General features: G+C 72.1%; 21 protein-coding genes. 6 read left to right on the plus strand and 15 right to left on the minus strand.

The genetic code is table 11. The annotated features are described in order from the left end of the window. Window positions 1–2: 2 nt before the first annotated feature. On the minus strand, window positions 3–1,211 hold the full coding sequence (locus ABT170_RS09540) for an MFS transporter (protein ID WP_329942807.1): 1,209 nt from the start codon (window positions 1,209–1,211) through the stop codon (window positions 3–5). A 125-nt stretch (window positions 1,212–1,336) separates the two neighbouring features. On the opposite strand from ABT170_RS09540, the gene ABT170_RS09545 reads away from it, so the two are divergent. Next, window positions 1,337–1,672 carry an ArsR/SmtB family transcription factor gene (locus tag ABT170_RS09545; protein ID WP_266922433.1) on the plus strand — a complete coding sequence of 112 codons (336 nt, stop codon included), beginning with the start codon at window positions 1,337–1,339 and terminating at the stop codon, window positions 1,670–1,672. A gap of 139 nt (window positions 1,673–1,811) precedes the next feature. On the opposite strand, the gene asnB is transcribed toward ABT170_RS09545, so the two are convergent. The 3 genes from asnB to ABT170_RS09560 all read right to left on the minus strand — a co-directional run bounded on the left by asnB (window position 1,812) and on the right by ABT170_RS09560 (window position 5,390). After that, window positions 1,812–3,662, minus strand: coding sequence for an asparagine synthase (glutamine-hydrolyzing) (gene asnB, locus ABT170_RS09550; protein WP_351865516.1), 1,851 nt, complete (start codon window positions 3,660–3,662; stop codon window positions 1,812–1,814). A gap of 162 nt (window positions 3,663–3,824) precedes the next feature. Then, complete coding sequence (locus ABT170_RS09555) at window positions 3,825–4,880, minus strand: Gfo/Idh/MocA family oxidoreductase (RefSeq protein WP_329942805.1); 1,056 nt, start codon at window positions 4,878–4,880, stop codon at window positions 3,825–3,827. A gap of 3 nt (window positions 4,881–4,883) precedes the next feature. Further along, window positions 4,884–5,390, minus strand: coding sequence for a GNAT family N-acetyltransferase (locus tag ABT170_RS09560; RefSeq protein ID WP_329942804.1), 507 nt, complete (start codon window positions 5,388–5,390; stop codon window positions 4,884–4,886). A 209-nt stretch (window positions 5,391–5,599) separates the two neighbouring features. On the opposite strand from ABT170_RS09560, the gene hemA reads away from it, so the two are divergent. Both hemA and ABT170_RS09570 read left to right on the plus strand, forming a co-directional pair. Next, the gene (gene hemA / locus ABT170_RS09565; protein WP_351865519.1) at window positions 5,600–6,829 is read left to right on the plus strand and encodes a 5-aminolevulinate synthase; all 1,230 of its coding nucleotides are present in this window, start codon (window positions 5,600–5,602) and stop codon (window positions 6,827–6,829) included. A 65-nt stretch (window positions 6,830–6,894) separates the two neighbouring features. Continuing rightward, entirely contained in the window at window positions 6,895–7,878 is a 984-nt protein-coding gene (locus ABT170_RS09570; protein WP_351865522.1) for a hydroxyacid dehydrogenase, read from the plus strand. Between the two features lie 89 nt (window positions 7,879–7,967). On the opposite strand, the gene ABT170_RS09575 is transcribed toward ABT170_RS09570, so the two are convergent. Together ABT170_RS09575 and ABT170_RS09580 are read right to left on the minus strand one after the other, a co-directional pair. Then, complete coding sequence (locus ABT170_RS09575) at window positions 7,968–9,032, minus strand: LysR family transcriptional regulator (RefSeq protein WP_329942801.1); 1,065 nt, start codon at window positions 9,030–9,032, stop codon at window positions 7,968–7,970. After that, on the minus strand, window positions 9,029–10,063 hold the full coding sequence (locus tag ABT170_RS09580; protein ID WP_351865526.1) for a ScbA/BarX family gamma-butyrolactone biosynthesis protein: 1,035 nt from the start codon (window positions 10,061–10,063) through the stop codon (window positions 9,029–9,031). The genes ABT170_RS09575 and ABT170_RS09580 overlap by 4 nt, the downstream gene beginning before the upstream one ends. An 83-nt stretch (window positions 10,064–10,146) precedes the next feature. On the opposite strand from ABT170_RS09580, the gene ABT170_RS09585 reads away from it, so the two are divergent. The 3 genes from ABT170_RS09585 (at window position 10,147) to ABT170_RS09595 (ending at window position 12,156) form a co-directional block, all read left to right on the plus strand. Next, window positions 10,147–10,806, plus strand: a complete 660-nt coding sequence (locus ABT170_RS09585; RefSeq protein WP_266922425.1) for a ScbR family autoregulator-binding transcription factor — start codon at window positions 10,147–10,149, stop codon at window positions 10,804–10,806. Further along, entirely contained in the window at window positions 10,803–11,738 is a 936-nt protein-coding gene (locus tag ABT170_RS09590; protein ID WP_351865529.1) for an NAD-dependent epimerase/dehydratase family protein, read from the plus strand. Before ABT170_RS09585 ends, ABT170_RS09590 begins: the two co-directional genes overlap by 4 nt. 85 nt (window positions 11,739–11,823) lie before the next feature. Beyond that, window positions 11,824–12,156, plus strand: a complete 333-nt coding sequence (locus ABT170_RS09595; RefSeq protein WP_329942798.1) for a hypothetical protein — start codon at window positions 11,824–11,826, stop codon at window positions 12,154–12,156. Window positions 12,157–12,258: 102 nt separating this feature from the next. Here the strand turns inward: ABT170_RS09595 and ABT170_RS09600 are convergent, their stop codons facing one another. The 9 genes from ABT170_RS09600 to ABT170_RS09640 form a co-directional block, all read right to left on the minus strand. Then, window positions 12,259–13,464 carry a cytochrome P450 gene (locus ABT170_RS09600; protein WP_329942797.1) on the minus strand — a complete coding sequence of 402 codons (1,206 nt, stop codon included), beginning with the start codon at window positions 13,462–13,464 and terminating at the stop codon, window positions 12,259–12,261. Between the two features lie 66 nt (window positions 13,465–13,530). Continuing rightward, window positions 13,531–14,193 carry a response regulator gene (locus ABT170_RS09605; RefSeq protein WP_351865533.1) on the minus strand — a complete coding sequence of 221 codons (663 nt, stop codon included), beginning with the start codon at window positions 14,191–14,193 and terminating at the stop codon, window positions 13,531–13,533. Further along, window positions 14,190–15,572, minus strand: coding sequence for a sensor histidine kinase (locus ABT170_RS09610; protein WP_329942795.1), 1,383 nt, complete (start codon window positions 15,570–15,572; stop codon window positions 14,190–14,192). Before ABT170_RS09610 ends, ABT170_RS09605 begins: the two co-directional genes overlap by 4 nt. 210 nt (window positions 15,573–15,782) lie before the next feature. Beyond that, window positions 15,783–16,658 carry an alpha/beta hydrolase family protein gene (locus ABT170_RS09615; RefSeq protein WP_329942794.1) on the minus strand — a complete coding sequence of 292 codons (876 nt, stop codon included), beginning with the start codon at window positions 16,656–16,658 and terminating at the stop codon, window positions 15,783–15,785. 254 nt (window positions 16,659–16,912) lie between these two features. Further along, window positions 16,913–18,127 (minus strand): kynureninase, encoded by a 1,215-nt coding sequence (gene kynU / locus ABT170_RS09620; RefSeq protein ID WP_351865538.1) that lies wholly within the window; start codon window positions 18,125–18,127, stop codon window positions 16,913–16,915. Continuing rightward, window positions 18,120–18,968 carry a tryptophan 2,3-dioxygenase family protein gene (locus ABT170_RS09625; protein ID WP_351865541.1) on the minus strand — a complete coding sequence of 283 codons (849 nt, stop codon included), beginning with the start codon at window positions 18,966–18,968 and terminating at the stop codon, window positions 18,120–18,122. Before ABT170_RS09625 ends, kynU begins: the two co-directional genes overlap by 8 nt. 251 nt (window positions 18,969–19,219) lie before the next feature. After that, complete coding sequence (locus ABT170_RS09630; RefSeq protein WP_329942791.1) at window positions 19,220–19,633, minus strand: DUF3151 domain-containing protein; 414 nt, start codon at window positions 19,631–19,633, stop codon at window positions 19,220–19,222. Between the two features lie 48 nt (window positions 19,634–19,681). Next, window positions 19,682–21,190: a DHA2 family efflux MFS transporter permease subunit gene (locus tag ABT170_RS09635; protein WP_329942790.1), complete on the minus strand. Its 1,509-nt coding sequence runs from the start codon at window positions 21,188–21,190 to the stop codon at window positions 19,682–19,684. A 115-nt stretch (window positions 21,191–21,305) separates the two neighbouring features. After that, the gene (locus ABT170_RS09640) at window positions 21,306–22,469 is read right to left on the minus strand and encodes a MalY/PatB family protein (protein WP_329942789.1); all 1,164 of its coding nucleotides are present in this window, start codon (window positions 22,467–22,469) and stop codon (window positions 21,306–21,308) included. Window positions 22,470–22,521 lie beyond the last annotated feature (52 nt).

Below are 22,521 nucleotides of genomic sequence, written 5' to 3' on the forward strand. Positions count from 1 at the left end.
CGTCACTGCCGTTCGGAGACCGCGGCCGGGGCGGCGGTGGCGGTGGCGGGGACCGGGTGCTTCGCGGCGGCGGCGCGGACCGCCGTGAGCTGGAGGAGCAGGGCGGCGGCGGCGAAGCCCGCGGCCCAGAGGGGGAGGACCGATCCGCTCCAGCCGAAGGCGAAGGCCAGGCCACCGAGACCCGAGCCGATGGCACTGCCGAGGTAGAGCGCCGATTCGTTGAGCGCGACGGCGACAGGACCGCCGCGTTCGCTGCGGGCGGCGAGCAGGTCGCTCTGCTGCGGCACCTGGAGGGCCCAGCCGACCGCGCCCCAGACCGCGATGGGCAGCAGTGCCAGCAGCGGTGTGATGGACGCCGCGAGCCGGAATGCGAGCAGGGCCACGACGAGGATGGCCAGGATGCCGACGACCAGCGTCGCGGGACGGCGGACACGGTCGACGAGGGAGCCGATCAGGAAACTGCCCACCACACCGCCGATGCCCCAGGCCCAGAGATAGGGCGTGATGGTCTCGACGCCGCCCATGGCCCCGGTCGCCATGACGGGCACGAAGTAGGTGTACAGGCCGAGGCTGGCGATGGCGGCGAGGAGCGAGACGCCGACGATCGACGCGACGCGCGGGTCGGCGACGACCTGGGCACGCTGCCGGAGGGTCACCGACTCGGTGGCGGGCAGCGCCGGCAGCCGGACGGCGAGCCCGATGAACGACACGGCACCGATGACGGTGACGAGCCAGAGAGTCGCCCGCCAGCTTGTGTGCTCGGCGATGTAGACACCCGCCGGGACACCGAGGACGGTGCCCGAGCTCATCCCGCCCATGATCACGGCGAGCGCCCTGCCGCGGCGCTCACGATCGACCAGGGACGCCGCCGCCGCCGCGGCGAGAGCCAGGTAGAGACCCGCGCCGACACCCGCGAAGGCCCGTGTGACCAGGAGGAAGGTCAGGGAGGTGGAGACCGCGGAGGCGGCGTTGGCCAGGGCGAAGACGGCCAGTGAGACCAGCAGCCCGGCCCGCACGCGGGAGGCGGACAGCAGTGTGGCGAAGATCGGGGAGGCGATGGCGTACGCGAGCGTGAATGCGGTGACCATCTGGCCGGTGGCCGAGACGGACGAGTCGAAGTCGTCCGCGATGGACGGCAGCAGACCCGCTGTGACGTAGGCGTCCAGGCCGAGCGCGAACGCTCCGAGGCCCAACAGGTAGACGAGTTTCACCGGTTCCTCAATGTTCGAAGGTCGCAGGACATACAGACATCATGCCGGTGCGGGACCACCGCGCAACCGGAAGGAGCGAAAATCGGACACCGCGTCCACACGATTGGCTGTGCGATTCTTGAAGGGTGCGCCACTACTTCCACCCGGACATCGAGGACGTCTGTCTGCCCGACGTCCTCTTCGCGCTGAGCGACGCGACCCGACTGGGCATCGCCGTCACGCTCGCGGACGGACAGGAGCGGACCGCAGGAGAGCTCGGCGGCTCCATCGCCAAGTCGACCATGACCCACCACCTCAAGATCCTTCGCGAGGCCGGCACCCTGTACGTGCGGTCCGAGGGCACCCGCTGCTTCAACTCCCTGCGCCTGGAGGAGCTGGAGTCGCGTTTCCCCGGTCTGCTCGACCAGCTCCTCGGCTTCGCGGTCAGATGCGGTTACACCTCCGCCGACGCCCGGCGCTGAGCCGCCGAGCCGCTGATCCGCCGCATCGGTGAGCGGCCGGACCGGTGAGCCGCCGGAACGGTGAGCGGCTGCGTCCATGAGCGGCCGGGCCGAGGACGGCCACAGCGACGGGCGCCGGACGGCGGGAGTTCCGCCGGGATCAGAGGTCCAGTTCGATCCCGTAGGCCGACAGCCAGGAGTTCAGCCCCAGCGCCATCTCCAGCCCCGAGCGGTCGTACTGGGCGCTCATGTCACCCACCGGCCGCTTCAGCAGACCGCGGCCCGCGGCGTGGTCGAGCAGCGGCAGCACCGGCGACGAGGAGTCGGCGAGGACCTCGGTGAACGCGTTCCGCAGGCCGATCTCATAGGCCGGGTCCTGCGTGGTGGGGTACGGACTCTTGACCCGCCGCACGATGGACTCGGGCAGCAGATCCTTCGTGGCCGCCCTGAGCAGGCTCTTCTCCCGCCCGTCGAAGGACTTCATCTCCCACGGCGTGTTGAAGACGTACTCCACGAGCCGGTGGTCGCAGAACGGCACCCGGACCTCCAGGCCGACGGCCATGCTCATCCGGTCCTTCCGGTCCAGCAGGGTCTGCACGAACCGGGTGAGGTTCACGTATCCCATCTGGCGCATCCGGCGCTCGGTCGCGCCCTCCCCCGCCAGGACCGGCGTCTCGGCGACCGCCTGCGCGTAGCTGTCCCGCAGGAAGCCGCCCATGTCCAGCTTCTGGATGAGGCCGGGGTCGAAGAGCGACTTGCCGTCGAAGTACTTGCCGGTCGCCGAGGTGAGCCAGGGAAAGGTCTCCGCCCCGACGGCCTCGTCGTCGAAGAACCACCGGTACCCGCCGAACACCTCGTCGGCCGACTCCCCGGAGAGCGCGACCGTCGACCGTTCCCGCACGGACTGGAAGAGCCGGTAGAGCGAGGGCCACATGTCGCCCCAGTAGGCCGGCGGGAGGTCGAGCGCCCGCAGCACCTTCGCCCGCAGCCCGGGATCGGCCAGCGAGGCGCTGTTCATGATGATCTCGGAGTGGTCGGCCCCGACGTGCGCCACGAGGTCCCGGACGAACGGCGCGTCCGAGGAACCGCGCACCGGGTCCTCCACGAAGCCCGCGCCGTGCTCCTCGAAGTCGACGGAGAAGGACCGCACCGGGCCGTCGCCGCGCGCCGCGAGCTTCTGCGAGGCCAGCGCGGTGATGACGGAGGAGTCGAGTCCGCCGGAGAGCAGGGAGCAGAGCGGGACGTCCGAGATGATCTGCCGCTCCACGATGTCCTCAAGGAGTCCGCGGACGGTGTCGATGGTGGTGGGCAGGTCGTCGGTGTGCTCCTTGGCCTCCAGGGCCCAGTACACCCGCTTGGTCAGCCCGGAGCGCCCCACCTTCACGATCTGGCCGGGACGGACCTCGTACATCCCTGCGAATATGCCCTGTTCAGGCGTCTTCACCATCTCCAGCACCTCGCGCAGCCCGTCGGCCCCGACCTTCCGGGGCACCGTGGGATGTCCGAGAATGGCCTTCGGCTCGGACCCGAAGACCACCCCGTCCGGCGTCGGGTAGTAGTAGAGCGGCTTGACGCCCATCCGGTCGCGCACCAGGAGCAGCGTCTGCGTCCTGACGTCCCAGAGCGCGAAGGCGAACATGCCGTTGAGGCGGTCGACGACGCCCTCGCCCCATTCGAGGTAGCCCCGCACCACGACCTCGGTGTCGCTGCGCGTGCGGAAGGAGTGCCCGCGCGAGATCAGTTCGGCACGCAGCTCCTTGAAGTTGTAGACCTCGCCGCTGTAGGTCAGGCAGGCGAGGGTGCGCCCGTCCGCGTCCGCGGTCATCGGCTGGCGGCCACCGTCCAGGTCGATGATGGACAGCCGCCGGTGGCCGAGGGCCACGTGTTCGTCCGTCCACCTGCCCTCGGCATCGGGACCTCGGCAGGCCATCGTCCGTGTGACGGCCTCCAGCGTCTCCTGCTGCTGACGTACGTCGCGGGCGAAGTCCACCCAGCCGGCGATTCCACACATGGCTGTCTCCTTGCTCGACGACGGCGCGGGGGCGCGCCGCCGGACGTGGTACGGGTCCTGCGGATCGGATGTCGTACGGGTCGTACGGGTCGTACGGGTCGTTCGGAGCGGTACGGCGTACGGGGCGGTGCGGCGGGGGCGGTCCCGGAGTGCGGGGCTCGGTCAGCCCAGCCGCTCCCAGTCGGCTTCCTCAAGGACCGTCCGGCCGTGCGGGAAGTAGCTGACGGGGCGCACGTGGCGTACCCGCCCGTCCATCTCGTTCAGCCGGTGCTGGAGGGCCAGCGCGTCGGCGATGCCGGGAAAGGCGAACTCCGGGGTCCGCCCGCGGGTGACGAACTCCGTGACGTCCAGGGCCATGCGGCCCAGCTTCACGACCGTCTCGAAGCCCGCGGGCACCGGCCGGTCCCCGGTGTCGAGCTCATGGATCACCTCGTCGCCCCCGGACGTACGGCGCCACAGGCGCAGCCGGTCCGCGTCCCAGGCCGGGGTGTCCAGGACCAGGGCCGCGTAGAGGATGTCCCCCTGGGCGTCGCGGAAGACGAAGTCGACCTCGCGCTTGCGCGTGATGTTCACGAAGCTGCTGTATCCGGTGACGGTCCCGGACCCGAGCGTCCCGGACAGGGCGACGCTGTCGAGCACCCGAGGGCCCGAGACGGAGAAGTCCGAGCGGGTCCCCAGAGCGGATTCCAGGGCGAGTTCGCCGCTCCGTCCCGCGATCCACTGGACCAGGTCCAGCGGATGGACGATCTCGCTCTGCACCCCGCTCGTGGGGCGGTGGTCATTGATCCGGTCCTTGCCCCAGGTGAAGTGCGCCCGGACCAGTTCCAGACCGTTGCGCAGAACATGGGTACGCAGAAAGCGGGACGCCTCGGAATAGCGTTCCACCAGATCCAGACAGAATCCTGACGCCTTGCCGAGCGCGGACTCCACGGCGGCCAGGTCGTCCCCCGGTATCGCCAGTGGCTTCTCCGCGACCACGAACCCGTCATAGCCGTCGAGCTCGGAGAGGATGCCCGCGTGCGCCATGTCGGGCACGGTGACGACAACGACATCGGGACGGCCGTCGTTCAACGCATCGGAAACGGAGGGAAAATAGGGGATGTCCACGTCCTTGCGTGTGCGCCCCACATACGAGAATTCCATCGGCACCCGGGTGTTCGCGAAGGCGGTACGAAAACGCGTCCCCGCGTATCCGAGTCCGACGATCAGAACCTTCATGGGTCAGGCACCTCCAAGGCTCAGGGAAAGAAGCTCCTCACCCGACGGCCGGAACCCGAGCTTGCGGTACAGCGGGGAACCGGCGTCGGTGGTCTGCAGGACGACCTCCTCGGCGCCGGCGCCCCGGAGCCAGCCGAGAGCGTGGTCCATCACGAGCCCCCCGAGTCCGCCCCGGCGCGCCGCCGGATCGACGACCACCGTCTGCACCCAGCCCGACCTGCCGCTGGGACAGTGCGCGGTGGGGGCGCGCTGGTCCACGACGGCGACGGCGCAGGCGAGCAGGGCGGGCGCCGCGCCGATCACCGACACCTGCACCGTGCCGCTGCCGTCACCGGCGAGCACACGGCGGAGCCAGGCCCGGTAGGCGCGCTTCCAGAGGGCGTCCTCCTCGGGGGTGCGGGCCACATAGACGCCGCTCCCCGAGCTGAGCAAATAGCCGCGCAGACGCACGAGTTCTTCTATGTCACCCATGCCGGCCGACCGCGGCTGCGGTTTCTGCTGGGAACTCATACCGAGGGACTCTAGGGCGATATCCGCATCATGAGAAATGGGTCCGCCACACCGTCTATGCAGTTTCGGAATGAGTGTTCCCGGCTCCGCTCCGACCTCGATTTATACAGTCCTGCCATGACCCCGCAGATTCGACATTTCCCTGTGCCCGGGAGTGGCCTATACATTCCTGGCGCCAGATCCGGAAAGCCGAGTTCACCGGAGGATCAATGTTTCATTACGATGAATTCTTCACGTCCGAGATTGACACGCTCAAGGAACAGGGCGGATACCGCACGTTCCTGGAGATCGAACGCCGCGCCGGCTCCTTCCCCGCCGCACTCAAGTACGGGCCCGGTGACGGCAGGCGGATCAGCGTGTGGTGCAGCAACGACTACCTCGGGATGGGGCAGCACCCGCTCGTCCTGGCCGCCATGAAGAAGGCCGTGGACGAGGCGGGCGCCGGCAGCGGAGGCTCACGCAACATCTCGGGCAACAACCGTCACCATGTGGCGCTGGAGGAGGAGTTGGCGGACCTCCACGGCATGGAGTCGGCGCTCATCTTCCCCTCCGGCTACTCGGCGAACGACGCCGCGCTGACGGTGCTGGCGGGGCGGCTGCCCGGATGCGTCGTGTTCTCGGACGCCCTCAACCACGCCTCGATGATCGCCGGTATCCGGCACAGCGGCGCCGAGAAGCACGTCTTCCGGCACAACGACACCGATCATCTGGAGGAGCTGCTGGCCGGTACGGATCCGTCGCTGCCGAAGATCATCGCTCTGGAGAGCATCTACTCCATGGAGAGCGACATGGCACCCCTGGAGCGGATCACCGAACTCGCCGCCCAGCACGGGGCGTTCACCTATCTCGATGAAGTGCACGCGGTGGGCATGTACGGGCCGCGAGGCGCCGGTCTGGCCGCCGAGCGGGGTCTCGGCACACACTTCGACGTCGTCCAGGGAACACTGGCGAAGGCGTTCGGCACGGCGGGCGGCTATGTCGCCGGGTCAGCCCCGGCGATCGACGCGATCCGGAGTTTCGCCTCCGCGTTCATCTTCACCACCTCGCTGCCTCCCGCCGTCGCGGCCGGGGCGCTCGCCGCCGTACGTCATCTCAAGCACTCGGAGACGGAGCGGGCCGCGCTGCACCACAAGGCGGCGCTCCTCCAGGGCCTGCTGCGCGACAGCGGCATCCCCGTGGCGTCCGAGGCCGCGCACATCGTGCCCGTCCTCGTCGGTAACGCCGTCAAGTGCCGCAATGTCGCCCGTCAGCTCCTGGACCAGTACGGCTGCTATGTCCAGCCCATCAACGCGCCGAGCGTGCCGGTGGGTTCGGAGCGGCTGCGGGTCACACCCACACCGCACCACAGCGATGACGAGATCGTCGGGTTCGCCCGTGCGCTGGATGCCATATGGGAGCGGGAGAACCTGCCCCGCACGCTCACCCGGGTACCCGCGTGACCCCGCCCGCCCCCGTGCCGCCGGGCCCCGCCTCCCCTCCCCGTACCCCAGCGAAAGGGACCACCGTGCGCAAGCCCGTCGTCGTCGTGGCCGATCCACTTCCCCCCAGCACTCTGGAACCGCTGGGAGGGTACGAGATCAGGGAGTGCGAGGGCCGGGACCCGGTGGCACTGCACGCCGCGCTCCGGGACGCCGACGCGCTGCTCATCCGCAGCGGTACGCGGGTGGACGCGGAGGCGCTGGCCGCGGCGCCGCGCCTGCGGGTGGTCGCGCGGGCCGGCGTCGGCCTGGACAACGTGGACGTGGAGGCGGCCACCGCACGCGGTGTGCTGGTCGCCAACGCGCCCCTGTCCAACGTCCTCAGCGTGGCCGAGCTGACCGTGGGCCTGGTCATCGCGGTGACCCGCCATGTCGTGCCCGCGGGCTCCGCGTTACGCGCCGGCCGGTGGGAGCGGGCCGCGCACCAGGGCACGGAACTGGCCGGCAGCACGGTCGGCATCGCCGGACTCGGTCATGTCGGCACCCTCGTCGCGGAACGGCTCGCGGCGTTCGGGGTCCGCATCCTCGCGTTCGACCCGTACATCTCGGCCTCGCGGGCCGATGCCGCGGGTGCGCGGCTGGTCGGTCTGGACACGCTGATGGCCCGGAGCGACATCCTCACGGTGCATCTGCCGAAGTCCCCCGCGACCGTGGGGCTCATCGGGGAGCGGGAGCTGCGGCTGGCCAAACCGTCGCTCCGGCTGGTGAACACCGCCCGGGGCGGCATCGTCGACGAGAACGCGCTCGCCGTCGCCCTCAAGGAGGGCCGGGTGGCGGGCGCCGCACTCGATGTCTTCGAGATCGAACCGGCGGTGGGAAACCCCCTGTTGGCCTTCGACTCCGTGGTCGCCACCCCGCATCTGGGCGCCGGTACCGCGGAGGCCCAGGAGCGGGCCGGGCGGGTCGCGGTCCAGGCCGTGGTGCGGGTCCTCACGGGAGGTGTCCCGGACCACACGGTGAACTCCCGTGCCGCGGACGCCCGTACGCCGGGGGCACCCGGCCGGGTCTGAGCCGCGGGGCGGCAGGAGCGTGTGGGGTGACCGTCGTGCCGGACGGTCACCCCACACGTGTCATCGACGGCGTCCGTCGGCCCTCGCGGTCAGTCCCCCGCCGACGGAGCCGCCAGGGCGGATTCGGCGGTTCCGCCCCGCCGCCCGGCCGGTGCGAGGACCTGCTGGACGACCCGGACGAACCGGTCGGCCAGGGGATGGCTGCCCTGCACCGGCTGGATCAGCGAGATGCCGATGGACGGGCCTCCCCGCAGGGGCACGAAGGCGACGGAGGGGTGGACGTTGCGCCGGAGCACGAGGTCGGGCACCACGCTGATGCCCTTGCCCGCGGCCACCGACTCGATGCACTCGTCGAAGTTGAGGCAGTGCAGGACGGTGCTGGGGCGACGGGCGATACCCCAGTCCCGCTGCTGGATCGGACCGGTGACCTCGTTGAGCACCAAGGGGTACTCGGCCAGTTCGAACCAGTCCACCCGCTCCCGCGCGGCGAGCGGATGCCGGCGCGGCACGGCGGCGACATAACGCTCGGTGCCGAGCGGTGTCTCCTTCACCCCGCTGCGCCGGAGCCGGCCGCGCAGGATCGCGACGTCCACGGTCGCCCGGCCCACTCCGGCGCCCGCGTCGTCGCAGCGCCGCAGCTCGACCCGGGCACCGGTCTCCGCCTCGAAGCGCCGGATGGCCTCATGGACCCACTCGTCGGGGAGCAGCCAGGCGAAGCCGAGCCGCAGGCCGGGCGCGGAACCGTCGGGGAACAGGGCCTTCTCGAAGCGGGGCAGCAGCACCTGGAGTTCTTCCCGCAGGGTCGCGCCCGCCGGGGTCAGACAGACCTGGCGGGTGGTGCGGTGGAAGAGGCGTACGCCCATGTGTTCTTCGAGACGGCGGATGGAACGGGTCAGCGCGGGCTGGTTGCTCGACATCCTGGCGGCGGCGTCGGTGAAGCTCAGGGTGTCGGCGACGGCGAGAAAGGCGTGCAGATGGCGCAGGCTGACGCCCGCGAGTCGCGCGGCGGGAACGGGGCCGGTTCCGTTTCCGGGGCCGGGGGCGCTCCCCTCACCGGGGCCGTATCCGTCGCCGGGGGCGTTTCCCTCGCCGGGGGCGGGGCCATTGCCGGAGCCGCCGGGTGTCCGGGGTGTGTCCTCGGGCTGCTGTCTCATACCGCTCTACCGTCCCCTGCCGGTCCGTCGGCCCCGGTCCCGACGGCCGTCACCGACGTGGTGACCGTGGCCGCGAAGGCGACCCGGCCTGCCTGCACGGCTTCGACCCGGAGCCGGGCACGGCCCTCGGCATCGGGGCCTAGGGGCTCGGAGCGCAGCGCACAGGGCTCGTCCAGCTCCACGTAGTGGGAGAACGCACAGTCCAGGGCGGCTATTTCGGCTCCGGCGTCACTGCCCCGGACGTGGTCGTAGGTCAGCTGGTGGGCCGCCTCCAGCAGCAGCATCCCCGGTACGTGGTCCACGGGGTGGTCGAAGTAGATGGGGTGCGGGACGGGAACCCTGAGCCGCCTGCCGCCGTCCGCCCCGCCCCGGGCACCGGGACCCCCCTGGGCACTTGGACCCCCCTGGACACCGGAGCCGCCGGGGCCGATCACGACATCGTCCGCGCGGGAACGCCGTACGTCCCCGGCGGCGGCCGGTATCGGGACCGGCACGGAACGGGCCATCACCGCGGACGCGTCGGCCCTCTCGCCGCGCAGCCGCCGGTAGACCCCCGCGGTGTGCGTGGTGAACCGGGTCCGCGCCGTGGCCACACGGACCCCGCCCCGGATGACGGCCATGCGCAGGGAAAGAGCGGTGGGCCGGGTCCCCCGGTACGACAGATCGAAGCACTCGACCTGGAGTTCGACCTGATGGCCGAGATCGGCACCGTACGCGGCACTGTCGATCCGATAGGCGAAGTGCTCCCATATGAGCTGGTGCCCGACCGGCACCTCGTACGCGGCGTGGCACAGCAGCGGGAAGGTCTGACGGATCGTCTCGCAGAGCAACAGCGGGTCGAATGCCGCCCCCGCACGGTAGAAGGTGTGCGTGGACGGCCAGTTCGCGGCGATGCGAAAGGCGTCGGGGCCCGTCCTGGTCCATTCCGCCAGGTAGACCTCGGCGGCGTTCGACTTGTGGACGTAGTGCTGCGGCACTTGGTCGATGACTGGATCGAGGATGCAGTTTCCGGCAGCGTCGTGTGCGGGCACGAGGACCGCCCCCCTCCGAGTAAGAACCGTCGCCGCCTAGTTGAGCGGCGATCATCATTTCATTAACATAGAGGGAGGTCTGTTTGTTTGTCGAGAAAGCATGGGTCATCCAGATGAAGTCCAAACAACCGCAGGAACGAGCCATCCGAACACGGAGGGCTCTCCTCAAGGCCGCAGCCGAGTGTTTCGACGAAAGCGGCTACTACGGTGCGGGCACCAACAAGATCCTCGCCCGCGCGGGCATGACGCAGGGCGCCATGTACTTCCACTTCAAGTCGAAGGAGGAACTGGCCCACGCCGTCATGCTGGAGCAGGCGGCCGACCTCGTACTCCCGCCGGAACCACGCGGGTTGCAACAGCTGGTGAACATCACCCTCATGCTGGCCGTGGAGATGCAGCACAATGTCCTGCTGCGCGCCGGAGTACGGCTCGCCGTGGACCCCGGAGGACCGGCCCGGAACGACGACTCGATCTACGCCTGGTGGGCGGCGCTCTTCCACAAGGAGCTGGTCGTGGCCCGCGAGGCGGGCGAACTCCGGCCGGAGGTCGACGAGGAGAGCTTCTCGCTGACCCTGGTCGGCGCGTACACCGGGACGCAGCTGATGTCGGAGATAACGACGGGCCGCTCGGACCTGACCCCGCGCATCATGACCCTGTGGCGCTTCCTGCTGCCCGGCATCGCCACACCGGACATGCTCGCCGCACTCGACCTGAACGGCGAGCCCGTCATGAGCGCGGGATGAACAGCACCCGGATCGTCGTCACCGGTGGCACGGGGTTCATCGGCACACACGTCGTCGGGGAACTGGCCGCCCGCGACGGGGTGACCGTCCGCCTCGCCGGCCGGCGGCCCGCCCCCGACGGTCTGCCCGGCGTGGAGTGGATCCCGGCCGAACTCACCGACACCGGCTCGCTGCACGGGATCTGCGAGGACGCCGACGTACTGATCCACCTCGCGTCCAAGGTCTCCGGTACCGAGGAGAGCTGCCGCGCGGTGAACGCGACGGGCACCGGCGCCCTGATGGCGGAAGCGGTCCGGGCCGGGACGCCACGCGTCGTACAGCTGTCCACCACGGCCGTCTACGGCCGGGGCCCGCACACCGGCCAGGACATCACGGCGCTCACGCCCGCTCCCGTATCGGCCGCCAGCGCCACCCGGCTCGCGGGCGAAGCGCACGCGCTGCGGGCCGGAGCGGTGGTGCTCCGCGCCGGGCTGGTCCTGGGGGCCGGAGACCGCTGGGTCGTGCCCGCGCTGGCCGACCTGCTGAAGCGGGTGCCCGGCCGGTGGGACGGCGGCGCCGCGTCACTGTCCGTCGTGGACGCGCCGGACCTGGCGCGGCTGATCACCGCCGTCGCACTGACACCGCGGCCCCCGGGGCCCTCGGTGTTCCACGCCGCGCACCCCCGGCCGGTACGGATCGGAGACCTGGTCACGGCCCTCGCCGAACACGGCATCGTCCCCGCCCCCGCCGACGAGGACCTGTCCTGGGAGCGCTGCCTCAAGGAGCACGCCGCCCACCCGGGCGCCGTGAGCGAGCGGCAGTTCCATCTGCTCGCCCAGGACCACTGGTACCGCTCCGACGCGATCTGGGAGCGCACCGGAGTGGACCCCGGCCCCGGCCCCCTCGCCGGGCTGGCCGCCTCCGCCGACTGGTACCGCACCCTGCTCGCCTGACACACCCGGCCGGACGCGCCTGTGCCCCGGGAGAGTCCCGGGGCGAACCGGAACCGGGTACACCGCCCGGCGCGTCCCCCCGGGCATGGACACTCGACGAGAGGCCGTCACCGGGGCGGCCGGATGCCTGGCCGCCGCGCTGGGTGCCGTCGTGGGGCTCGCGGTCTGGACCCCGTACGGAAGGGCCGGACTGTTCGGCGGCTTCGAGGGCGCGGTCAACTGGACCGTGCTCTGGCTCGGTCTGCCCGTCATGACGCTCGGCGGGATCGCCGTCGCGCTCGGGATCTTCGCCGTCGCCCGGGGGCGCTGGCGCCCCGCGCTCGGGCTGGCCGGGGCCGTCGCGGCACTCACCGCCCTCGGCTTCGGCCTCGACGTCCTGGCCCCGCCGCCGCTCCCGGACTGCTACGACCCCTGCTGAGCCCACGTACGAGACCTGCTGAGACCGGGCACGCGCCCCGCCGAGACCGGGCACGCGCCCCGCTGAGACCGCTACGGCCCCGCCCGGTCCCGGCAGCGCCCCTCACAGCTCCACGCGCAGCTCCTTCAGCCCCCGGATGACGAATCCGGGGTTCCACTCCGGCTCCGCCGCCAGCCGCATCCCCGGCGCCCTGCGCAGCAGCTCACCGAAGGACGCGGCGAGTTCCACCCGGGCCAGCGGTGCCCCGAGGCAGTAGTGGATGCCCGCGCCCAGGCTGATGTGCGGGTTGTCCGGCCGGGACAGATCCAGCTCGTCCGGCCGGGCGAACCGCTCCGGGTCCCGGTTGGCCGAGCCGAACAGCAGCGCCACCTCCGAGCCGCGCGGAATCACCGTGCCGTCGATCTCGATGTCGTCCAGCACCCAGCGCTCGAACAGCTGCAACGGGGTGTCGTACCGCAGCAGTTCCTCCACGGCCGTCGGCAGCATCCCGTGGTCCGCGCGCAGCGCCTCCAGCTGGTCCGGGTGGCGGAAGAGGGTGCGCCAGCCATTGACGGTGGTGTTGACCGTCGCCTCGTGGCCCGCGTTCAGCAGCAGCACACAGGTGGAGATCATCTCCTGCTCGCTGAGCCGCTCCCCCTCGTCATGGGCGGCGATGAGCGCGGAGATCAGGTCGTCCCCGGGCTTCCCGCGCCGCTCGGCGATCAGGTCGCGCAGATACGCGGAGAAGTCGGCCGAGGCACGGACGGCGGCCCGTGCGGTCTCCTCGGACGGGTTCAGCTCGTACATCCCGCAGATCGCCGCCGACCAGGGCCGCAGCAGCGCCCGGTCGGACTCCGGGACGCCGAGCATCTCGGCGATGACGGCGACCGGCAGCGGCTCGGCGACGGCCGCGAGAAGATCGCCGCCGCCCGCCGCGACGAACGCGTCCACCAGCTCGGCCGCCAGCCGCCGTACGGTCGGTGCGAGCCGCTCGACCGTACGCGGGGTGAACGCCTTGGAGACCAGCCGCCGGATACGGGTGTGGTCCGGGGCCTCCAGATCGAGCAGGCCCTGCCCGTTGAGTACGGTGAACGGCTCGTGCGCGGCGGGCGGCGCCGCGCGGCCGAACTCCTCGTGGGTGAAGCGGTGCAGATACGTGCGGCCCAGCCGCCGGTCACGCAGCAGGCCCGACACATCGGCGTAGTGCGGGATCAGCCACTGCCGGGTCGGCTCGAAGTAGTGCGCCCGGCCACCGGCGCGCAGGGCCGCGTAGGTGGGATACGGGTCGGCGACGAACGCCGGGGACCAGGGATCGAAGGACACGTGCATGACCCGACGCTACCGGCACCGGCCGCCGGCGCAAGGGGACCGCCCCCGGCTACCGCCGGCCCCGCGCTATCCGGGCGTGACCAGCCGCGCCTCGTACGCGAACACCGCCGCCTGGGTCCGGTCGCGCAGCCCGAGCTTCACCAGGACGCGGCTCACATGCGTCTTGATGGTGGATTCGGCGACCACCAGATGCGAGGCGATCTCCGCGTTCGACAGGCCCTGCGCGATGAGCACCAGCACCTCCGTCTCGCGTTCCGTGAGGTCGCCGACCCGGGCGAGGGCGGGCGGCCGGGGGGTCTCGGCGAGCTTCGAGAACTCGGTGATCAGCCGCCGCGTCACCGTCGGCGCGAGCAGCGCCTCCCCCGACGCCACCACCCGTACGCCGTCGGCCAGCTGCCGCGCGGAGGCGTCCTTGAGCAGGAAGCCGGAGGCCCCGGCCCGCAGTGCCTGGTACACGTACTCGTCGAGGTCGAACGTCGTGAGCACCAGCACCTTCGCGTCCGCGTCCTGCGCCACGATCTCGCGGGTCGCCTCGATGCCGTTCATCACGGGCATCCGGATGTCCATCAGCACCACGTCGGGGCGCAGGGCCGCGACCTGCGAGACGGCCTGCCGCCCGTCGACCGCCTCGCCCGCGACCGCGATCCCCGGCATCGCGTTGAGCAGCACGGAGAAGCCCTCGCGCACCATCATCTGGTCGTCGACGATCAGGACCCGGATGTCGTTCATGCGCCCTCGCCCTGCCCGGTGCCGTCCGTGTCCCCCGTACCCCGGCCGCTCCTCGCGTCCCGTGCAGCGCGGCCGTCATGGGCGTCATGGGCGTCATGGGCGTCGTCGTGCGTCGACTGCACGGGGATGAACGCGGCGATCTCGTACCCGCCGTCCCCGGTCGGCCCGGCGGTCATCTCCCCGTTCAGCATCGCGACCCGCTCCCGCATCCCCGTGATCCCGTGCCCGGCCCCCGGCGACGGCTTCACCAGTCCGGTCGGCGGCCCGTTGACGACGCGCAGTCCGAGGCCGCCGAGCACATAGCCGAGCTCGACCCGGGCCGTCGCCCCCGGTGCGTGCCGCAGGGTGTTGCTGAGGGCCTCCTGAATGATCCGGTACGCCGACAGCTCTACGCCCTGGGGCAGTTCGCGCACCGCGCCCGTGATCGTCTTCTCCGACTCCAGACCCGCCTCCCGCACATTGGCGAGAAGGCCGTCGAGCCCGTCGAGGGTGGGCTGCGGGGCGTCCGGCGCCTCGTAGTCGTCGGCGCGGACCACTCCGAGCACCCGGCGCAGCTCGGTGAGAGCGGCCACCGCGTTCTCCCGGATGGTGACGAACGCCTGCTCCAGCTCGGGCGGCGGGTTCTCCACCCGGTAGGGCGCGGCCTCCGCCTGGATCGCCACGACCGACATGTGGTGGGCCACGACGTCGTGCAGCTCACGGGCGATGGTGGTGCGCTCCTCCAGGAGCGTGCGCCGGTCGCGCTCGACGGCGGTGACGGTGCGCTGCACGGTCACTTCGCGCTCGGCGTCGCGCCGTACCTGGATCATGCTCACCACGAGCAGCGCCAGGGCGGAGAGCACGAGCATCGGCGCGGCGCCGTCGGAGTCCCGCATGGGCCCGACGCCCTGGAGCAGTGTGCCGAACAGCAGGGTCAGCGCCCACATCCAGGCGGCGGTACGCGGCCGGGTCCTGGCCGCCACGACCACCAGCACCACCAGGTGCGAGAAGAGGCTGGCGGGCCCCCACAGCCCGTCGCCGCTCCCCATGGCGGAGATCAGGGAGGAGACCATCGACACCCAGAACGCGGCGACCGGCCTGACCAGGCTCAGCGCGACCGGAATCGCGGGCAGCGCGGCGACGACGAACTGGTGGTCCCATGTGTCGAGGCCCAGCAGCACGGTGAACAGAGCCGCCAGCAGCACCACCCCGTGCGGGGTCCAGACGGCGTACTCCCGCAGCCGCGCGGGCACCAGCCGGAAGATCCGCCCCTCACCCGTCCTCGGGCCCATCGGGCGGTAGGCGAACGCGTCGTGGAAGAGGTCCTGCCGCAGGCCCGCGATCGCGCCTGAGGCCACCCGCAGCTCCGGGCTTCTGGTGTTCGTATGGGTCTCGGTCACGTCTCCACGGTAGGCGGCGGCGGGGCGCGGGTCGTCAGCACCGATACGGATCCTGGACCGTCCCCCTCAAGTACTACGGAACGGCGCCAGGACCCGCGCCGCAGTCCCCGCGTACCACCGCGCACACGTCACGGGCGACCTGTGCGACCACCGCGCACGCCTCGGGCGCCCCGTGCACCACCCGCGTGCCGGAGCCCGCGCCGGCCGCGCTCACCACGCCAGCTGGGCCAGCTCCTCCGCCACCACCGCGCACGCGTCCGCCGACGGATCGATGAGCGGGAAGTGGCCGACGCCCTCCAGCAGGGTCAGCCCCACCATCTCCCCCGCCTTCGCCGCCGCGTCGACGAACGCCTCCGACACCGCCTGCGGCACGGTCAGGTCGTCGGTGCCCTGCACCACGGCCGTCGCGATGCCGGTCGGCAGCAGCGCGGCCGGGTCGACGCAGGCGCTCCGCTCGGCGAAGTCCGCCTCCGCGCCCAGGAGTTGCCGGACGGCCCCGGAGCAGATGTCCAGCTCGACGGCGGTCGCGAAGTCGGCGATCGGGGCCAGCGCGACGACCCCGCGCAGCGGCGGCGGGGCGGGCAGCCGCCACGGAGACCCCTCGGGCAGTTCGTGCCGGGCGGCAGCCCACAGCGCCAGCTGCCCGCCCGCCGAGTGCCCGGTCACCACGGTCCGCCGCACATCGGCCTGCGGAAGCTCCCGGGCGGCCAGCACCGGCATGGCGTCCATCGCGGCGGCGACGTCGTCGAAGGTCTCGGGCCACCGGCCCGCGACCGGCCCCGAGCCGCCCGGCCGCGGGATCTCGCGGCCGCACCGGTACTCCACGCTGGCGACGGCGAAGCCGCGCCGGGCCAGGAAGTCCGCGAGCGGCGACACATGGGCCCGGTCGTAGGGGGCCCGCCAGGCCCCGCCGTGGAACAGGACGACGAGCGGCGCCCCGGTCCGCCCGTCGCGCGGACCGTAGAAGTCGATCACCTGGTCGGGATGGCTGCCGTAGGAGGCGGACCGATCGGGGGCGACCACCGGATGCGCGAACGCCGACTCGGTCTCGGCGGCGTCACGATCACGCGCGGCAGAATCCGACATGCTGCTCCAACCGTCCTGTGCCAATGCCTGTGCCGGTGCGTGTGCCCGAGCCAGTGCGTGTGACTGTGCGTGTGACCGAACCAGTACGCGGTCCCGTGCGTGGTCCCGTGCGCGGTCCCGGTGCCAGTGTGCACCCCCACGCGCGGTGGCCGGACCGTGCCGGGGTCATGTGCCCAACTGGCGTGACCTGCGGGGACGGTACCAGTCGGACGCGTGCCGTCCGGACCGCCCCCGTCCGGACCGCCCCCGTCCGGTCACTTCCCCTCCGGCACCTCGGCCAGCACCTCGGCCAGGACGCGCGCCGCCCGTTCCGCGTCGGCGAACCCCACGTACAGCGGAGTGAAGCCGAACCGCAGCACGTCCGGCCGCCGCAGGTCCCCGACGACACCGCGCCCGATGAGCGCCCGCATCACCGGCTCCGCGTCCGCGCAGCGCAGCGAGACCTGGCTGCCGCGCTCCGCGTGCGCGGCCGGGGTGACCGGGGCGACCCGGCCGTCCGGCACGTACGCGGCGACGCACTCCAGGAAGAAGTCCGTCAGCGCGAGGGACTTGGCCCGTACGGACTCCACGGAGACCCCGTCCCACACGTCCAGCGAGGCCTCCAGCGCCAGCATGGAGAGGATGTCCGGCGTCCCGACCCGGCCCCGTACGGCACCGTCCGCCGCGGCGTACCCGGGTGTCATCGCGAACGGGTCGGCATGCGAGGTCCACCCCGGCAGGGGCGAGTCGAAGGCGGCCTGGTGGCGCTCGGCGACGTACAGATAGGCGGGTGAACCGGGGCCGCCGTTCAGGTACTTGTACGTGCACCCGATGGCCAGGTCCACGCCGTGCTCGTCCAGGCCGACCGGCAGCGCGCCCGCGCTGTGGCACAGGTCCCAGACCACCAGACCCCCCGCCGCGTGCACGGCGGCGGTCAGCCCGGGGAGGTCGTGGAGCCTTCCGGTGCGGTAGTCGACGTGGTTGAGCAGGACGACGGCGGTACGGGGGCCGAGCGCGGCCCCCACCTCGGCGGGCGCGACGGGCACGATCCGGTGACCGGTCATCCGGGCGGCGGACTCGGCGATGTACCCGTCCGTGGGAAACGTCGTCGCGTCAACGAGGATCTCGTCGCGTCCGTCCGCCGCGAGCCGGCTCGCGGCGACGACGGCCTTGAAGACGTTCACACTCGTCGAGTCGCCCACGACGATCTGCCCCGGACCCGCCCCGACGAGCGGCGCGATCCGGTCGCCGATCCGCTCGGGCGCGGTCCACCAGCCGCTCTCGTCCCAGGACCGGATGCGCAGCCGGCCCCACTCACGGGTGAGGATCTCCTGCATCCGGGCGGGTACGTGGGCCGGCAGCGCGCCCAGCGAGTTGCCGTCGAGGTAGACGGTGTCATCGAGGACGAACAGCTTGCGCCTGGGCGCGAGTTCATCGGCGGCGTCGAGCGCGGCGGCCCGTTCCGTGAGGCTGTCGGCGGTCTCAGACATGGCTGCGCGCCGTCCACAGCTCGGGGAACACGTTCTTCGTGGCGCGCTTCTCCAGCCAGGCCACCCCGGCGGAGCCGCCGGTGCCGGTCTTGGAGCCCATCGCCCGCCGGGTCGCGACGAGATGGTCGTTGCGCCACCGCCAGACCAGTTCGCCGACGTCGGTCAGCAGCTCACCGAGCCGCACCAGCTCGTCGTACCGCTCCGGGTCGGCGTAGATCTCCGTCCACACCGCCTCGACCTCGGGGGACGGGTCGTACTTCTGTGTGAGGTCGCGGCGGAGCACCGACTGCGGCACGGCGTGGCCGCGCCGGGCGAGCAGGGCGAGGACCTCGTCGTACAGGCTGGGCTCGCCCAGCGCCTTCTCCAGCTCGGCGTGGACACGGGGCGCGCCCCGGTGCGGCACGAGCATGGACGCGGACTTGTCGCCGAGCAGGAACTCCATCCGCCGGTACATCGCCGACTGGAAGCCGGAGCCCTCGCCGAGCGCGCCGCGGTAGGAGTTGAACTGGCCCGGGGTGAGCGCGGCCAGTGGGGTCCAGGAGGCGTTGAGCGCCTCCAGTTCGCGCAGCGAGCGCTTCAGGGCGTCCCGGGCGACGGGTATGCGGTCCTCGCGCAGGGCGTGTGCCGCGGTCTCCCACTCATGGACGATGACCGTGAACCACAGCTCCATGACCTGGGTGGTGACCAGGAAGACCATTTCCCCGGGATCGTCGGAGCGCAGGTGCTGGAGATGGGTCAGGACATCCGCCTGGACATAGTCCTCGTACGGAGTCGTTCCCGCGAAGTCGAGGTGCGGGGTCTGCGCACCGGTGGCTTCGGGGTCGGGGTGGTTCGTCGACATTTCTGTCTCCTCGACACGAGCTTCCGGGTAGCGGTCCGCCCCTTCCGTGAGGTGGTGGAGCTCCGGTCCCCTGTCGGCATCCTAAACCGGGACCGCGCCGTGTGTCCGGGGGGCGGTCGCACCCCCGTGCGAACACCGTCCGCGCCGTCCCGGGGCGCTCCGGGGCACCCCGGGACGGCGCGGGGCCCCGCAGACGGGTGGATGGCGGCCTGCGGGGCCCGGTGACCTGTGGTGCGTACGGGTGGGGCGGTTCAGCCCAGGATGTCGGCGGCGGTCGGCGAGGAGTCCCGCAGGAACGTCGCGCAGCGCTCGTACTCCGCTTCCTCGCCGATCGCCTGGGCGGCGCGGGCGAGGGCGTGCAGCGCACGCAGGAAGCCGCGGTTGGGCTCGTGCTCGAACGGGACGGGGCCGTGGCCCTTCCAGCCCGCGCGGCGCAGGGCGTCGAGGCCTCGGTGGTAGCCGGTACGGGCGTACGCGTACGACTCGACGACCCGGCCGCCCTCGAAGGCCTCGTCGGCGAGCTGTGCCCAGGCCAGCGACGAGGTCGGGTACTTCGCGGCGACTTCGGCGGGCGGCGTGCCGCCCGCGAGCAGCTCACGGGGTTCGGGGTCGTCGGGCAGATGCGTCGGGGCAGGGCCCCCGAGAAGGTTCTCGTGGATGGACATGGGATCAAGTGTGCCTGGCCCGGCGGTCCGGTGGGGCCGCGTACGGGTTCACGCTCCGGCACGCGCGGGTGGCTCGTGCTCCGGCTCCAGGGGCGGCGCGACGACCCCGCAGTGCACCTGGCACTCCGGCCGGGTCCCGCGCGCCCCGGCGGGCGCGGTGCGCACCGTCCACCAGGCGACCGCCGCTCCGGCGACCAGCAGCCCGGCGCACATCGGCATGGCCCGCCGGAAGGTCGCGGCGAACTCGTCCGCGTCCCGGTACGCCTCCGGTCCCATGCCCGCGAGCAGCGGCAGCGCCGCGACGGCGATCAGCCCGGCGGCACGGGCCGCCGCGTTGTTGATGCCGCTGGCCAGCCCCGCCCGCCCCGCGTCCACGGCGCCCAGGACGGTCGCGGTGAGCGGCGCGACGAAGGTGACCATGCCCAGGCCGAGCACCAGAACGGCGGGCAGCACCTCGCTCAGGTAGGAGCCCACGGAGGCGCCGGGGCCGACCCGCAGCATCAGGAGCATCCCGGCGGCGGCCAGCAGCGGGCCGACGGTGAGCGGGATGCGCGGTCCGATCCGCCGGCCCAGGTCCCCCGCCGACGCGGAGAACAGCAGCATCAGCACGGTGGTCGGCAGCAGCGCGGTGCCCGCGCCCAGGGCCGAGTACCCGGCGACCACCTGGAGCTGGATCGCGGAGAGGAAGAAGAAGCCGCCGAGGGCCGCGTACACACAGAACGTCACGACGTTGACCGCGGTGAAGAGCCGGGAGGAGAAGATGGACGGCGGCAGCATCGGATCCGGGCGCCGCCGCTCCACGCGCACGAACGCCGCCCCCAGCAGCACCCCGCCGACGGCCGACCCGATGACGAGCGGCGAGGCGCCCCGCCCCGGCGCCTCGATCAGCGCATATGTCACCCCGGCCAGCGCGAGCGCTCCGAGGACGGCCCCCAGCACATCGAACCGGCCGTGCGCCGCCGGGTCCCGGGACTCCGGGACATGGCGCAGCGCGACGGGCACGCAGATCGCGGCGAGCGGCAGATTGAGCAGGAACACCCACCGCCAGCCGGGTCCGTCGACGAGCCAGCCCCCGACGAACGGCCCGACGGCCGCCCCGACCCCGCCGAGCCCCGACCACAGGCCGACGGCGCGGGCCCGGTCGTCCGGGTGGAAGCTCGCCTGGATGAGGGCCAGCGACCCCGGGGTGAGCAGCGCCCCGCCGACCCCCTGGAGGGCCCGTGCGGCGATCAGCACCGCGGCGTTCGGCGCGAGCCCGCAGAGCAGCGAGGCGAGCGCGAACCACACGACCCCGACGACGAAGACCCGGCGCCGCCCGTACCGGTCCCCGAGCGCCCCGCCGAGCAGGATCAGCCCGGCGAGGGTGAGCATGTACGCGTTGACGGTCCACTGCAACGCGGCCAGGTCGGTGCCGAGGTCCTCGCCGATACGGGGCAGGGCGACATTGATGACCGTGGAGTCCAGCATCGCCATGCTGGAGCCGAGGACGGTGGTCAGGACGACCCAGCGCCCGACGGGCGAGGCGACGCGGATGCTCCCCGTATCGGCATCAGACATAGGAGCAGCATCCCCGCTCCACGCCACGACGGCCATCGGAGAACGACCGGAGCCGGAGGCACCCGCCGGGGCGCCCGGGGGCGTCCTCCACGGGGCCCGGGACCCCCCGCGCCCCCTACCGCAGCGACCTCACCGCCCGCACCAGCGCCGCCGTCCCCGCCTCCGCCTTGCTCCGCGGACACCCCACGTTCAGCCGGACGAACCCCGGTGCCCCGTACACCCCGCCCGGCATGATCGCGACCTTCTCGCGCTCGATCAGCGCCCGCTGCAACGGCTCCTCGGACACCCCCAGCGGACGCAGGTCGATCCAGGCCAGATAGCCCGCCTGCGGCGGCTCCCAGCCCAGCTCGGGGAAGGCCGTGTTCAGCCGTTCGGCGACCAGTGCCAGATTCCCGGCCACGTACGCCCGTGCCGCGTCCAGCCACTCCCCGCCGTCGCGGTAGGCCGCGATGTGCGCGGTCAGCGACAGTACGGCGGGTGAGGCGAGACCCTCCGCCGTCCGCATCCGGCGCAGGAACTCCGTCCGGTCGGCCGGGTCGGCGATGATTCCGTACGAGCCCGTCAGCGCCGGGAAGTTGAAGGCCTTCGACGCGGAGGTGACGAGCGCCCAGCGCCCGTCGCCCGCCACTCGCGTCCATGGCACATGCCGATACCCGTCGTGCACGAAGTCCGCGTGTATCTCGTCACTGATCACGGCCACCCCGTGCCGCCGGGCCGACGCCGCCATCGCCTCCAGCTCGGCCTCCGTCCACACCCGCCCGGTCGGGTTGTGCGGCGAACACAGCACGAGGACCCTGGCGTCCTCGCGGGCCAGCTCCCGCTCCAGCGCCTCCGCGTCCCCCACCGGCACCCCCCGCAGCTCCCGCCCGAGCCCGGTCACGGCCTTGCGGAAACCGTCGTACGTGGGGGTGTGGACGACGACCCCGTCGCCCTCGCCGGTCCACATCTGCAGCAGCTGCGAGAGCTGGCTGAGGACCGAGGGGCCGTAGACCAGCTGTCCGGTGTCGATCGCGGTGCCGTAGCGGGTCGCGTACCAGTGGGCTATCGCCGACAGGAAGTCGTCCTGTTCCCAGTCGGTGTAGCCGAACACCCCGTGATCGAGCCTGGCCCGCAGGGCGGCCAGCACCGCGGGGGCCGTCTCGAAGTCCATGTCCGAGATGGTGAACGGCAGCAGCCCGTCCACTCCGAACCGGTCGGCGACACCGTCCCACTGGACGCACCAGGTGCCGCGGCGGTCGACGACGGTGTCGAAGTCGTAGGACGAAATCGGCGTACTCACAACGGATCCCTCAATTCACTGCGTCATTGATGCCGCCCCGGACATGCCGTGG

The organism is Streptomyces sp. NPDC001787, from assembly GCF_040297465.1.
Lineage (GTDB): Bacteria > Actinomycetota > Actinomycetes > Streptomycetales > Streptomycetaceae > Streptomyces.

What these genes read in the sequence shown, in the direction of transcription:
- ABT170_RS09600 (WP_329942797.1), bottom strand. Translation starts at nt 13,464, where the DNA reads ATGCACGTGTCCTTCGATCCCTGGTCCCCGGCGTTCGTCGCCGACCCG.
- kynU (WP_351865538.1), bottom strand. Translation starts at nt 18,127, where the DNA reads ATGTCTGAGACCGCCGACAGCCTCACGGAACGGGCCGCCGCGCTCGAC.
- ABT170_RS09615 (WP_329942794.1), bottom strand. Translation starts at nt 16,658, where the DNA reads ATGTCGGATTCTGCCGCGCGTGATCGTGACGCCGCCGAGACCGAGTCG.
- ABT170_RS09575 (WP_329942801.1), bottom strand. Translation starts at nt 9,032, where the DNA reads ATGAGACAGCAGCCCGAGGACACACCCCGGACACCCGGCGGCTCCGGC.
- ABT170_RS09635 (WP_329942790.1), bottom strand. Translation starts at nt 21,190, where the DNA reads ATGTCTGATGCCGATACGGGGAGCATCCGCGTCGCCTCGCCCGTCGGG.
- asnB (WP_351865516.1), bottom strand. Translation starts at nt 3,662, where the DNA reads ATGTGTGGAATCGCCGGCTGGGTGGACTTCGCCCGCGACGTACGTCAG.
- ABT170_RS09560 (WP_329942804.1), bottom strand. Translation starts at nt 5,390, where the DNA reads ATGAGTTCCCAGCAGAAACCGCAGCCGCGGTCGGCCGGCATGGGTGAC.
- ABT170_RS09555 (WP_329942805.1), bottom strand. Translation starts at nt 4,880, where the DNA reads ATGAAGGTTCTGATCGTCGGACTCGGATACGCGGGGACGCGTTTTCGT.
- hemA (WP_351865519.1), top strand. Translation starts at nt 5,600, where the DNA reads ATGTTTCATTACGATGAATTCTTCACGTCCGAGATTGACACGCTCAAG.
- ABT170_RS09625 (WP_351865541.1), bottom strand. Translation starts at nt 18,968, where the DNA reads ATGTCGACGAACCACCCCGACCCCGAAGCCACCGGTGCGCAGACCCCG.
- ABT170_RS09590 (WP_351865529.1), top strand. Translation starts at nt 10,803, where the DNA reads ATGAACAGCACCCGGATCGTCGTCACCGGTGGCACGGGGTTCATCGGC.
- ABT170_RS09595 (WP_329942798.1), top strand. Translation starts at nt 11,824, where the DNA reads ATGGACACTCGACGAGAGGCCGTCACCGGGGCGGCCGGATGCCTGGCC.
- ABT170_RS09605 (WP_351865533.1), bottom strand. Translation starts at nt 14,193, where the DNA reads ATGAACGACATCCGGGTCCTGATCGTCGACGACCAGATGATGGTGCGC.
- ABT170_RS09630 (WP_329942791.1), bottom strand. Translation starts at nt 19,633, where the DNA reads ATGTCCATCCACGAGAACCTTCTCGGGGGCCCTGCCCCGACGCATCTG.